Here is a 12425-nt window from a genome sequence, read left to right as displayed (position 1 = left end):
TTACTAAGATTCGTTAAATCTGTAGGTGTAAAGATCTGGGTTGTAATAAGAAACAAATACACCTAATGGGACACGCTGATTATCAGAGGTTATGGTATCAGTGTTTGCCAAGGTCATTAACAAAAAATCTACGTCTAATTTGAGTGCTTTTTGCTGTTCCTTAGTTGCTTTAACAGCCTTAATTTCAACGAAATTTTGGATGACAGGCAATTTTAACTTTTTTAGGTAGGAATAAAGAGATGTTGTTAACAAATTAAAATCAATCTTTTTAATTAGTTTGGCACTTATATAGTCTTCAGTTAATGCGATCGGATTACCGTCTCCAGTCCTGAGCCTTTTCGTGTGATGGAATTTCTCAATTGGAGAGGAGAATTCATTGGCTGAAGGTACTTCATTTTGATTTTCTAAATTATAAGAAATCAGAGTTGAGCCTGGGGTCATTCTCTGTTGCTTAATAATATCGGTAAAACTGATATTGTCGGTTAGTAACCGTAGCACACTTTTTTCTTTTACAAAGGTGCCTCGTCCTGCAATTCTAGTTACATATCCTTGTTTTTCTAAATTTTTCATTGCCTTATTGACAGTCATACGGCTGTAACCGTATTTTTCACTAATTTGAATTTCGGGCGGCAGTTGATCACCTGCTTTAAGTACACCCTTGTTAATTTTTTCAATAAAGTAATCTTCTACTTTTTCATATTTAGCTTTCACTTGCGTATTCCTTAAATGATTTTATTTGTTGTCGTTGTTTTGATAACTGTTTCTTTATTAATTATAAATAATTTGTTGTGTGTTAAGCAAAAAATTATTTCCCTATGTTTCTTCATATAAAATGTATATACCATATATTTATAATAAGATAAAAAAGATAAAAATCAATTTTAGATTCCTAATAATTGCTTTAAAAATAGTATTTGTTGCCAAAATAAAATACAAGATATCATTTTTTATTCTTGCTAAAATGTATATACAGTAGTATATTTAACTTAGATTTAATGTTTACGCTAACATTTTAATCAAACGAACTGTAGAAACTAGTGAAAGGAAGTTATTCAATGAGTCAATTTATCATCGCTACGCACAGCTACTTAGCTGACGGATATAAGAATTCAATCAATTTTTTTAACGGCGCTACCAATAATGTTCATTTCATTAATGCATATGTCGACGATCAAAAGAATTTTGTTGAAGAGTTAAACGGGTTATTGGAAAAATTCAAAACTGACCAAATAGTAATTTTAACTGATATGCCTGGTGGAAGTGTTAATAAGGAAGCAGTTAATTTAATTAAAGATTACGACTGTAAAGTTATCAGCGGCATTAATCTCTCATTGGTATTGGAACTAATAATGAATCCAGACGACAAGTTGTCTGATGAAGCAATTCGCCTTGCTGTTAATGAAGCGCGTAAACAAATTATTTATGTAAATGATTTACTGAAGGAGGAAGATTTAGAATGATTAGTTTATTAAGAGCAGATGATCGACTTGTCCACGGCTTGGTTGCAGTGTCATGGACAAACCAATTAAACCCTGACATTTTATTAGTTGCTAATGATCATGCGGCAACTGACTCAATGACTAAAATGACAATGAAATTAGCTAAACCAGCAGGTGTTACTCTGGGAATAAAGAGTCTTAAAGATGCAGCACAAATCTTAAACAGTCCTAAATATGCAAATAAGAAAATTTTTGTAGTAACGATTAATGTTAAGGATGCTTTAGCTTTAAAACATGATGTGGCAGGAATCGATAAGGTGAATGTAGGAACTGCAGGAATTCACTATGAAAACGGAGTTTCTGTTTTGCCACAAATTAAGATGACTGAAGAAGAGTTTGCCAGTGCCAAAGAGTTACACGACCAAGGTGTAGAAGTTTTTGCTCAGGTAACACCAACCGCTGAAAGCTTGAATTTTGCTGGTATTGAAAAAGCATTTAAGAAATAAATAAGAAGGAGATAAATTATGTTACAAGCATTCTTAGTTGCTCTCGTGGGAGCGGGAGCATACATGGAAAGTCGACTTGGCGGGCAGCACATGCTTGATCGACCAATCATCATTGGTCCTATAGTTGGTTTAGTAATGGGCGATTTTACTACTGGACTAATTTTGGGTGGACAACTTGAATTAGTGTGGATGGGTTTAGTTGGTATAGGAACAACTACTCCCCCAGATGTTGTTGTTGGTTCAGCTCTTGCGACTGCTTTGGCAATCAAGACAGGTACAAATTGGCAAACAACACTGACTTTGGCTATTCCAATTGCTTTAATTGCTCAAATTATTGCGATTGCAATTGGTAGCTTTAATGCGATTTTTACCCACTATGCTGATCGTCAAATTGAAAAGAAAAACTGGAAAGGAATTGCAATTGGACAATGGTCTGGAACAGTAATGCTATTCTTAGCAAAATTTGTTCCAATCATGGTTGGATATTTAGTCGGTGCACCAGTAATTAAAGTTATTATTAAGGCAATTCCAAAGGTTATTCAGGATGGATTAACTCAGTCTGGTAACTTGTTACCTGCATTGGGAATCGCAATGTTAATGCAGTTAACTTACGATAAAAAATACGCACCATTTCTCTTTTTAGGATTTGGTTTGGTAGCCTTTTTGAAGGTTCCAATGATAGGAGTAGCTGTGTTTGGCCTAATCATTGCTTACATTTACTACGAATTTAAACCAGCAGAAAATAACGAGGAGGACTTACTATAATGGCAGACGCAGCAACACAAAAATCAACTAAGAAGCTAACCAAAAAAGACCTGCGTAGTGTAATGTGGAGACACTACCAATTATTAGGTTCCTTTAATTATGAACGGCAAATGTCTCTTGGTTATGCATGGGCAATGACTCCAGTGATTAAACGCCTTTATGGTGATAATGATGATGAAATGCAAAAAGGATTTCAGCGTCATTTGGAATTTTTTAACTGTTCAGCATCTACTTCACCAATAATTTTGGGAATTAGTTGTGCAATGGAAGAACAAAACGCCAATTCAGAAGATTTTGACGCTAGTTCAATTAACTCTGTAAAAACGGCCTTAATGGGACCTCTTGCAGGAATCGGTGACTCAATGTTTTGGGGAACTCTACGTGTAATTGGTGTCGGGGTTGGAGCCCCACTGGCTGTTAAAGGAAGTATCTTAGGGCCAATTCTTTACTTTTTAATTAACGTTATTCCTAGTGAGCTGTTACGCTGGTTTGGTTTTAAACTAGGCTATCAAGGTGGAAACAAGTTTCTTGCTGAAGCAAGTGAAAGTGGGACACTACAAAAGCTTACGGAAGCTGCTAAAATTTTAGGATTAGTGGTGGTTGGAGCAATGATTGCGTCCATGGTAATTATTAAGGTGCCGTTAGTTATGAAATTAGGTGGAACAAAGGTCAGTTTGCAACAGACTTTAGACTCACTAATGCCTAATTTATTACCATTACTTTTGACTTTTGGCTGCTATGGACTATTACAAAAGAAGGTTAACGGCACAGTAATTCTGATTGGCTTGATTATACTTGGAATTTTAGCAGTTGCAGTTGGTCTACTATAGGGATTGAAGATTTATGCAATCAGCATTACTAGTAGTCTTGTTACTTTTGGCCTTTGGCCTTAGCTGGGTTGCAGAAGTTAAGCTAAGAAAAAAGCTACTGACACAGTTATTAACTTCTCAGAAAAATGGTGATCAAAAGCGATATTTTCAACTACTAAAATCACCGGTTGCAGTAGTTTGCTTATCTGCTAAAGCACGGGAATTTTTATCTTTAGACTATTACTTAGCATACGAGGACTATGACCAAGTTTGTCATATTGTCGCTCATCTAACTGAAAAGCCAGTAGATTTAACTAAAGAAAAAGAACAAGATTTACTGATTCGTCTGATGAGGTGCTATCTCTTTTATCTCGATAGTAACCATTCAGATAAAGCAATCAAGTTAGAAGAATATTTGCTTAATAACTGTAAACTTCCTGAAGTTCGCGCAGAAGTTCAGGAACTACATCAAGTTTATCTAGCACCAGATAGGGAAGTGTTAGCTAAATTAAAAGAGCAGTTGGATACGACCGAGGAGCCACAGCAGCAACTTATTATTTATCAAAGGTTAGTTAAAGTAACCGAAGAGTTGGGCTTAAAAAAGCAAGCAAAAGAGTATTTAGAAAAAATGCGCGAACTTGCGCAAACAACAATTAAAATGGAGGAATTTAAAGATGACAAAACTAACAATGATGGGACACATTGAGGACACAGATCGGGTATTGCAAAGAGCAATTGATGAACGAAATGATTATGGTAAGGAGTTTATTTCTTTCTGGTTAAACAATGACTTTAAAAAGGTTATTTTTACTGGTTCGGGTACTTCATATAATGCAATGCGTGTAATACGCAATATGTTTGTCAAATTACTAAATGTGGAAGGCGTTGCAATTGAACCAACTGTTTTTACTAACTCAGAGAGCATTAATCCAAGCAGCTGTTTTAGAGATGATCAAATTTTAGTGGTAGGTTTATCCCAACATGGCGATAGCATTTCTACTTGTGAGGCTTTGCAACATGCACAAAAGTGTGGATACTCAACTTTAGGCATTTCAGAACAATTGGGATCAGCAATTACTAAAATTGCTGATCACTATGTTCACCTAGTTTGTGAAGAAGAACAGATTGGGCCAGAGACTCGTGGCTATACTGAGACTTTGTTACAATTCTATTTACTTGCTGTTGAAATTGCTCATCAATCTCAACTAATTGGTAAGGAAAAATATGACCAATTAATCAAGGATGCACAAGACTTAGTTGATAATTTCCCAACTGTTGTTAAAGAAAGTACTGCATGGTATGAAAAGCAGCAAGATGAACTAGTTGAAATGCAAAAAGCTTCAATTGCAGGTTATGGTTATAACTTCCCAACTGCACTTGAAGCTAGATTGAAGTTCTTTGAAACCTTTGGCCGTCCAACTAGTGCATATGAACAAGAAGAGCAATTGCATGGACCACTTCGCGCATATCATGACGACAACTTCATTTTCTTAATCGGTGGTAATAAAGGTTCAGAATTTGACCGCATGGTTGATGTAGCAGCATATTACCGTCGTGCTTATACTGAACATGTTTTTGTGGTTTCTGGTGAAGACTTTGAAGCAACTGACAGAGATTTAAAACTAAGTGTAAAAACTACCCCAATACTTTCTCCTATTTTTTATGTTGTTCCATTCCAAATTTTGTCAGCTAAACTATCTGAGAAAGTTGGCATTGATACCAGTGTCAGTCCTGTAACTGATACTTCAATTTCAGGACACATGAACGTATAAACTAACAAACAGCTCCCCAAACAAAAAAGATCGAATTCAATCAGAATTCGGTCTTTTTATTTTTTACTAGTTTTTGGTTTACGCAAATAGCGCAGCTTACCATTTTTGACATAACGTTGGAATTGTTGGTAAAGCGGGTCAAAAATTTGTGGTTCATCGCTATTGGACATCATGATTTTAGGGAAGAAGAACCGCTCGTCGCCCTGAATTGTTCCGTTAAGTGCACGAACTAACGGACTTAACTGTGACAGTTCAATTAGCTGACCGTCAGCTTGCATAATTTCGATTTGACTATTAGCGTTTTTCCCGCTTGGCTTATACGCATCATAAGGTTCATCAAAAGCGGAATTGGTGTCTGTATAATAGAGCGGATCAAACCCAGCTTGCTTAATTAGGTCCTTTAATTTAGGTAATAAGCTTTTAGTTTCGTCATCGATGCAAATACTTGCTAGCGGTTTTCGGTACAGATAGCAATTTGCTAAATCAGCTAAAATTGGGTCGCTTGCCTTTGTCCACATGGAGAAGTTTGTTTCCATGACTCCATCGTCTAATTCAAGGTAGTCGCTAAGCGTCCAGTCGCCAGCTAAAAACTTGGCTAAACTTGGTGTAACTTGCAGAGTACCTTGCTCATAAACAACTTTTGCTCGTTCAAGTAAATGCTGCAAAATAACTTCCATTGAACGGCCTACACGGTGAAAGTACACTTGCTGATACATTTGATAGCGCGAAACGATATAGTCCTCAACTGCATGCATTCCGGCCATTGTGAAGCAAATGCCACCTTGATAAGGTCTTATTTCTTGCAAAATTCGCGACAAATCAAATTCGCCGTATGTAACGCCAGTGAAGTATGCATCACGTTTAAGATAATCCATTCGGTCAGCATCAGCCTGACTGGAAATCATTTTAACGACTTGAGGATTAGGATAAGTTTTGTCAATAACGCTAGCCACTAATTCAGGAAAGTTTGGCGCAACTTCGCGCAAAACATGGTTAATTTCTGTATTAGGGTCAGTAATAATCTTTTGGCCAATCTTTTCGTGGTTTGTACCAAATAGATGCTCAAAAGTATGTGAGTACGGTCCATGTCCGATATCGTGGAGTAAACCGGCACATTCAACTAATAAGCGGTTATTGTCGTCCCAGAGGCCATCACCCGAATTATGAGATGGGTACTTTTCTGCAAAAATATTACAGATTTTTCTAGTTAACTCGTATACACCTAGATTATGCTCGAAACGGGTATGAGTTGCTCCAGGGAAAACATATGAAAGAGGCCCGAGTTGTTTGATACGGCGCATTCTTTGGAATTCTTCTGTTTTTAAAATGTCCAATATGACTTGATCTTCAATGTGAATGTAGTCATGAACAGGATCACGTAAAACAACTTCTTTAGTTAATTTTTTACTTTGAAATTTTGGCATAAATATTCCTCGAAGTTAGTTTATAATGTAAGATTAAAAATTGATTATTTACTTGATTATAGCAAATTTGCAATTTATAGGGCACTTTGAATATTCAAAAGGATCAATTTGTTAAAAACAAATAATATTTTTGAATGTTTTTCTGATTAGTGACCATAATATTTTATATGAAATAAAAAGGGATGATAATTATGAATCGTATTGGGAGCAAATTAAAAAAGTTACGTCATGATTTAGGTTTAACCCAAAAGGAGATGGCTGCTGATGTGATTTCTGTTTCGTTTTATTCAAAGGTTGAACGTGGCTTTCATGATATCGGAGCAGAAGAGTTGATCCAAATTCTTGAAAAACATGGGGTTAGTTTTCAGGAGTTTTTTTCTGAAACAGAAAATGGCAATTCTAATGACAATAAAATTAATTATTTAAAAATTCAACTTGCAAAGGCTGCTAATGAAGATAATGACACTGAAATTGGCAATATTATTACTCAGTTTGAACAGATTGTTCCCCAAACTGGATTAACAGAATTTCTTACTCTGCAAGCAAAAATAATCTCCAACACACACGATGATGATGCTCTTAGCAAATTGAGTGAAGAAGAAAAGAAAAAAATTAAGCAAGTTGTTTTTCAAAAGGAGATGGGTGAAGATGGATACTTAAGAATTGTATTGATTAGTAACATAATGGAGCTTTACACTGTAGATGAAGCAACTTTTCTAGTCCATAACATGATCAGAAGATATCAAAATGCTTCTAATATTGAGAAAAAAGTTTTAGTAGCATTGAGTGTATTAATGATTAATTATGTAGATCTTTGCTTACAGAATAATAAAACTAATTTATGCAGTGAGCCACTAAACTTCTTGAGAAAATTGCCTAACACTATAGAATTGGCTTTCACTAAAATATTGGGTAAGTACTATGAAAATGTAATTAATGGAAATCAAGATGAAGCTAATCAAATAAAAAAAGTACTGATTATCTCCGGCTATGAAGTAAACGTGGATAGAATAAAAAAGTGATTTTTCAAATATGAAAATTGTATTGTAAATAAAGTAACAGGATGTATTATATCTATAAAAACAAGAGTTTATATATAGGAGAAGAAAAATGACATTAGCATTATTTAAACCAGTAATTATTATTGTGGCTGATTAATCATTAATTTTAGTAAAGTAATATAGTATAAATTAAAGTAAAAAAGAGCTAGTTCAAGTTTCATACTTGGCTAGCTTTTTTTGATTTTGTTCTCCCTCACTTCTGAAGTTAAATTCATTTTTTAGACTTTAACCAAAATTCAAGTTGGTTAAGTTATACTTACGCCTTCAATCTCTTAATACCAGCATAAGATGGCTCCCAGTTCTCTGAATGTGTAACTTGAATTGCTCGCCAATACCACCGAAAAAGGAATTGGAGTAATTACTGGTATAAAAAAATAATTTGTTTTATAATGTTTTCTGCTAAAATTAAGAAGGATATTAAGAGTTATTGCTAATCTTGATGGTTAGCTTTTTTATTGCAAAGAATCAAATATATGACTAAAGTAAAAATTGATTTTACTAGTAAAATTGTTCAAGAAAAGGAAAGCGAGACTTTCCATAAAACTGGGCAGGGTGAACTAATCGAAAATGGAGACGTAACTAGGGTTTCTTACTTAGAAGATGACAAAGTTCCAGTTAAGCTGCTAATTAAAGAAAATGATGTAATCATCAAGCGTGGCAATACTAACGATGATTATTCGCAACTTCATTTTACGGTTGGACAAAAAAAGGACTGCCGCTATGTTGCATCTGGCTACCAAATGGACCTGAAGAGTTCCACTAAATTAATTAAATTTTTCCCTAAAATTGACGGTTCAAAGCAACTTCAGATTGAATATGACCTCTTTAGTGGACTATACTTAGTAGGAAGTTACACAGTTACGTTGATTTTTACTTGAGCGCCTAGTAAAATAAAAAGGATTGTTAAAAGAGAGGAATACAATTGTGGGATTAAACGACTTTAAAGACAAAAATCGCAATGAACTATCAATGATTGAAGTTGCTCGTGCAATATTGGAAGATAACAATAAAAGAATGGGTTTTGCCGATATTGTTAATGCCGTACAAAAGTACTTGGGAGAGAGTGACGAGGAAATTAGGGAACGTTTACCCCAATTTTACACGGACTTGAATACCAACGGTGAATTCATTTCAATGGGTGAAAATGTTTGGGCTTTACGTTCATGGTTTCCTTATGAATCAGTTGACGAAGAAGTTAACCATCCAGAAGATGATGACGAAGATGACAGTCGTGCACATCACAAGAAAGTTAATGCTTTCTTAGCAAGTGCTACTGGAAGCGACGACATTATTGACTACGATAATGACGATCCAGAAGATGAAGATTTAGATGCGACAGCTGATGATGAAGCAGATGACTTTGTCGAAGATGAAGATTTCGTTGATACTGATGATGACGATGATGAAGATTTGCCAGATGGCATTGAAGGTCAATTGTCAGAATTAGATGATGACGAAGATGATGAATAATTCTCTTGACTTAATGACGCAAAATAGATAGTATTTTAATTGGGCACCCTTATGTGCGTTTATGCTCCCTTTTTGGGAGCTTTTTTATTTTTATTTTTTGCAAAAAGGAGTTTGGCTAATGACAAAATATATTTTCGTTACGGGCGGCGTTGTTTCTTCACTAGGCAAGGGGATTACTGCTTCAAGTCTTGGTCGGTTATTAAAAAATCGTGGTTTGAAAGTAACCATGCAAAAGTTTGATCCATATATCAACATTGACCCAGGTACAATGAACCCATATCAACACGGTGAGGTTTTTGTAACTGATGATGGAACAGAAGCAGACCTTGATTTAGGCCACTACGAGCGAATTGTAGATGTGCGTACCAGTAAATACTCAAATGTAACTACTGGTAAAATTTACAAAGAAGTTTTGGAAAAAGAACGTCGTGGAGATTACCATGGTGCTACTGTCCAAGTTATTCCTCATATTACAGATATGATTAAGCAAAAAATCATGCGTGCAGGCTTAACCACTGACTCTGATGTGGTTATTTCTGAAATCGGTGGTACTGTCGGTGACATTGAGTCTACTCCTTTTATGGAAGCAATTAGACAAATGCGTCGTGAAGTCGGTGAAGAAAATGTGATGTACATTCACTGTACTTTAGTACCATATTTACACGCTGCTAAAGAAATGAAAACTAAGCCAACCCAGCATTCTGTTGCTGAATTGCGCAACATTGGTATTCAACCAAATATGCTAGTTTTACGTGCAGAAATGCCAATCAACCAAGAACATAAGGATAAGATTTCTAACTTTACTGATGTTCCAGTTGATCGAATTATTGAATCAATTGATGCGCCATCACTTTTCGACTTACCATTAGCCTTCCAAGAACAAGGTATGGATCAAAAAGTTTGTGACTTTTTACATATTAAGAGTCCAAAAGATGAAGCTGATATGGCTGAATGGACCCGTCTTGACGAAAGAGTTAAGAACTTAAAGTACAAGACCAAGATCACTTTAGTTGGTAAATATGTTGAACTTGAAGATGCTTATATTTCTGTTACTGACGCACTTAAGCATGCTGGTTATTCTTATAATACTGATGTTGAAATTAACAAGGTACAAGCAGAAGATATAACTGAAGATAATATTGCAGACTTCATGAAAGGTTCCGATGGATTGATTGTTCCTGGAGGATTTGGTTCCCGCGGTTTTGAAGGCATGATTACTGCAATTAAATATGCCCGTGAAAATGATATTCCATTCCTTGGAGTATGTTTGGGTATGCAAATGGCAACTATTGAATTTGCACGTGACGTTTTAGGATATAAAGATGCAAATACTGCCGAAGCCGATCCTAATACCAAGCACAATGTAATCGATATTATGGCTGACAAACGTGATGAAGAAAACATTGGTGGTACTTTACGTTTAGGTCTTTATCCAGCAGCATTAAAGCCTGGTACTAAGACCGCAGTTGCTTATGACAATCAAGATGTTATTCAAGAACGTCACCGTCATCGTTACGAATTTAACAATGAATACCGTGAAGCATTTGAAAAGGCTGGAATGACCTTTGCAGGTGTCTCACCAGATAACCATTTAGTCGAAGTAATCGAACTTACAAAGAACAAGTTTTTCATTGCTGCACAATATCACCCTGAATTTTTGAGTAGGCCACAAAGACCAGAAGGACTATATAAGGCCTTTATCGGTGCTGCTTCTGGTTTAGAGGAAGAAAAACTATAAAGAGTGAAATTGAATAATACAAAAATCTTTATTTTTAAGCAGGGAAGACGAAGGTCTTCCCTTGTTTTTTCCGGTAAATTCCTTTAACATAATTATGACTAATCGAAAATAGAAAAGGATTTTTTCGCCAATGAAGCAAATGATAATTCATGGTGGAAAGCCCCTACAGGGTGATGTCTGGATTGGTGGCGCAAAGAACTCAACCGTTGCACTAATTCCGGCATCAATTTTGTCGCGTACACCGGTAACTTTGGAAGGCGTTCCAAGGATTGCAGATGTTGACAACTTAATGGATTTACTGAGTGAGATGGACGTCGTTTGTTCTTTTGAAAAGACAACTTTACAAATCAATCCAGAGAACATTAAGATGAGCCCATTGCCAAGTGGTAAGATCAAGAGTTTACGAGCTTCCTATTACTTTATGGGTGCTCTTCTTGGCCGTTTTGGTAAGGCTGTTGTGGGCTTCCCTGGCGGGGATGATATTGGACCCCGCCCCATTGACCAACATATCAAAGGTTTTGAAGCCTTAGGTGCATGTGTAACAAATGAAAATGACCAAATAACAATTACTGCTCCCGATGAAGGACTGCAAGGAGCGACTATTCACCTAGAAATGCCATCCGTAGGCGCGACAATGAATATTATCATGGCTTCAGTTACCGCAAATGGGCAAACTGTTATTGATAACGCTGCTAAAGAACCTGAAATAATTGACTTAGCAACTTTCCTTAATAATATGGGTGCAGTTATTCGAGGAGCAGGAACCGATTCAATCCGAATCGAAGGTGTTGAAAAGTTAGAAGCTCGAGCTCCGCATACGATTATTCCTGATCGAATTGAAGCTGGAACGTACATTTCTCTTGCTGGCTGTATTGGTAACGGTATCTGCATTCATAACATTATTGAAGAACACCTGGATTCTTACCTTGCGAAGGTAGAAGAAATGGGACTCGTCATTGATGCAGATGAGGACTCACTTTACGTTTATCCTGCTGGCGACTTGAAAATGACGCAGATTAAAACTGGTGCATACCCAGGTTTCGCTACTGATTTGCAACAGCCTGTAACTCCTTTGCTGTTATCTGCTAAGTCTGGTGAAGGTGTAATAATTGATCGCATTTACCCTAAACGAATTGGTCATATTGAGCAATTGCGTAAGATGGGTGCTGACATCAAAGTAGAGGATAATATTATTCTTGTTCATCCGACTGAAAAGCTGCATGGGGCAACTGTTGCTGCTGGAGAAATCAGAGCTGGTGCATGTTTGATGATTGCGGGCCTAATGGCAAAAGGTGACACAATTATCAATAATGCTGGTAATATTCTTCGTGGTTATGATCGCGTCCAAGAAAAATTACGCTTGCTGGGTGCTGACGTTACAATCAAAGACGTTCCAGATAAGTAGCTAAAAATAGTGCAATTAAAGACATTTAAGTAAACG

Annotated in this window: 13 protein-coding genes; 11 read left to right on the top strand and 2 right to left on the bottom strand. The window is 36.2% G+C overall.

What is annotated here, in order from left to right:
* Positions 1-3: 3 nt before the first annotated feature.
* Positions 4-711, bottom strand: coding sequence for a GntR family transcriptional regulator (locus tag H3T48_RS08925; RefSeq protein WP_122035921.1), 708 nt, complete (start codon positions 709-711; stop codon positions 4-6).
* A 344-nt stretch (positions 712-1055) separates the two neighbouring features.
* Here H3T48_RS08925 and H3T48_RS00690 point away from each other — a divergent pair, with 344 nt between their 5' ends.
* The 6 genes from H3T48_RS00690 to H3T48_RS00665 are packed head-to-tail and all read left to right on the top strand — an operon-like array spanning position 1056 to position 5291.
* Positions 1056-1460 carry a PTS sugar transporter subunit IIA gene (locus H3T48_RS00690; RefSeq protein ID WP_187158384.1) on the top strand — a complete coding sequence of 135 codons (405 nt, stop codon included), beginning with the start codon at positions 1056-1058 and terminating at the stop codon, positions 1458-1460.
* Positions 1457-1945 carry a PTS sugar transporter subunit IIB gene (locus tag H3T48_RS00685; protein ID WP_198187742.1) on the top strand — a complete coding sequence of 163 codons (489 nt, stop codon included), beginning with the start codon at positions 1457-1459 and terminating at the stop codon, positions 1943-1945. The genes H3T48_RS00690 and H3T48_RS00685 overlap by 4 nt, the downstream gene beginning before the upstream one ends.
* 18 nt (positions 1946-1963) lie before the next feature.
* Complete coding sequence (locus tag H3T48_RS00680) at positions 1964-2710, top strand: PTS sugar transporter subunit IIC (protein ID WP_122035915.1); 747 nt, start codon at positions 1964-1966, stop codon at positions 2708-2710.
* Positions 2710-3540 (top strand): PTS system mannose/fructose/sorbose family transporter subunit IID, encoded by an 831-nt coding sequence (locus tag H3T48_RS00675; RefSeq protein ID WP_122035913.1) that lies wholly within the window; start codon positions 2710-2712, stop codon positions 3538-3540. The genes H3T48_RS00680 and H3T48_RS00675 overlap by 1 nt, the downstream gene beginning before the upstream one ends.
* A gap of 13 nt (positions 3541-3553) precedes the next feature.
* On the top strand, positions 3554-4225 hold the full coding sequence (locus tag H3T48_RS00670) for a hypothetical protein (protein ID WP_187158387.1): 672 nt from the start codon (positions 3554-3556) through the stop codon (positions 4223-4225).
* Complete coding sequence (locus H3T48_RS00665) at positions 4194-5291, top strand: SIS domain-containing protein (protein ID WP_198187740.1); 1098 nt, start codon at positions 4194-4196, stop codon at positions 5289-5291. Before H3T48_RS00670 ends, H3T48_RS00665 begins: the two co-directional genes overlap by 32 nt.
* Positions 5292-5347: 56 nt before the next feature.
* On the opposite strand, the gene H3T48_RS00660 is transcribed toward H3T48_RS00665, so the two are convergent.
* Positions 5348-6715, bottom strand: coding sequence for an HD domain-containing protein (locus H3T48_RS00660; RefSeq protein WP_109715811.1), 1368 nt, complete (start codon positions 6713-6715; stop codon positions 5348-5350).
* 182 nt (positions 6716-6897) lie between these two features.
* Between H3T48_RS00660 and H3T48_RS00655 the strand changes: the two genes are divergently transcribed.
* From H3T48_RS00655 to H3T48_RS00635, 5 genes are all read left to right on the top strand, one after another.
* The gene (locus H3T48_RS00655; protein ID WP_198187738.1) at positions 6898-7737 is read left to right on the top strand and encodes a helix-turn-helix domain-containing protein; all 840 of its coding nucleotides are present in this window, start codon (positions 6898-6900) and stop codon (positions 7735-7737) included.
* Positions 7738-8249: 512 nt separating this feature from the next.
* Positions 8250-8654, top strand: a complete 405-nt coding sequence (locus H3T48_RS00650) for a DUF1934 domain-containing protein (protein WP_198187736.1) — start codon at positions 8250-8252, stop codon at positions 8652-8654.
* Positions 8655-8700: 46 nt separating this feature from the next.
* Complete coding sequence (rpoE, locus tag H3T48_RS00645; protein ID WP_198187734.1) at positions 8701-9246, top strand: DNA-directed RNA polymerase subunit delta; 546 nt, start codon at positions 8701-8703, stop codon at positions 9244-9246.
* 118 nt (positions 9247-9364) lie between these two features.
* Positions 9365-10984: a CTP synthase gene (locus tag H3T48_RS00640; RefSeq protein WP_198187732.1), complete on the top strand. Its 1620-nt coding sequence runs from the start codon at positions 9365-9367 to the stop codon at positions 10982-10984.
* 130 nt (positions 10985-11114) lie between these two features.
* Positions 11115-12389 (top strand): UDP-N-acetylglucosamine 1-carboxyvinyltransferase, encoded by a 1275-nt coding sequence (locus tag H3T48_RS00635; RefSeq protein ID WP_074425808.1) that lies wholly within the window; start codon positions 11115-11117, stop codon positions 12387-12389.
* The last annotated feature ends 36 nt before the right edge of the window (positions 12390-12425 follow it).

It is taken from the genome of Lactobacillus sp. M0403, assembly GCF_016101265.1.
Classification (GTDB): Bacteria; Bacillota; Bacilli; order Lactobacillales; family Lactobacillaceae; genus Lactobacillus; species Lactobacillus apis.
Note: the sequence above shows the minus strand (reverse complement) of the source record. Positions and strands in the feature narration are given on the sequence as shown.

What these genes read in the sequence shown, in the direction of transcription:
- H3T48_RS00690 (WP_187158384.1), top strand. Translation starts at nt 1,056, where the DNA reads ATGAGTCAATTTATCATCGCTACGCACAGCTACTTAGCTGACGGATAT.
- H3T48_RS00685 (WP_198187742.1), top strand. Translation starts at nt 1,457, where the DNA reads ATGATTAGTTTATTAAGAGCAGATGATCGACTTGTCCACGGCTTGGTT.
- H3T48_RS00680 (WP_122035915.1), top strand. Translation starts at nt 1,964, where the DNA reads ATGTTACAAGCATTCTTAGTTGCTCTCGTGGGAGCGGGAGCATACATG.
- H3T48_RS00675 (WP_122035913.1), top strand. Translation starts at nt 2,710, where the DNA reads ATGGCAGACGCAGCAACACAAAAATCAACTAAGAAGCTAACCAAAAAA.
- H3T48_RS00670 (WP_187158387.1), top strand. Translation starts at nt 3,554, where the DNA reads ATGCAATCAGCATTACTAGTAGTCTTGTTACTTTTGGCCTTTGGCCTT.
- H3T48_RS00665 (WP_198187740.1), top strand. Translation starts at nt 4,194, where the DNA reads ATGACAAAACTAACAATGATGGGACACATTGAGGACACAGATCGGGTA.
- H3T48_RS00660 (WP_109715811.1), bottom strand. Translation starts at nt 6,715, where the DNA reads ATGCCAAAATTTCAAAGTAAAAAATTAACTAAAGAAGTTGTTTTACGT.
- H3T48_RS00655 (WP_198187738.1), top strand. Translation starts at nt 6,898, where the DNA reads ATGATAATTATGAATCGTATTGGGAGCAAATTAAAAAAGTTACGTCAT.
- H3T48_RS00650 (WP_198187736.1), top strand. Translation starts at nt 8,250, where the DNA reads ATGACTAAAGTAAAAATTGATTTTACTAGTAAAATTGTTCAAGAAAAG.
- H3T48_RS00640 (WP_198187732.1), top strand. Translation starts at nt 9,365, where the DNA reads ATGACAAAATATATTTTCGTTACGGGCGGCGTTGTTTCTTCACTAGGC.
- H3T48_RS00635 (WP_074425808.1), top strand. Translation starts at nt 11,115, where the DNA reads ATGAAGCAAATGATAATTCATGGTGGAAAGCCCCTACAGGGTGATGTC.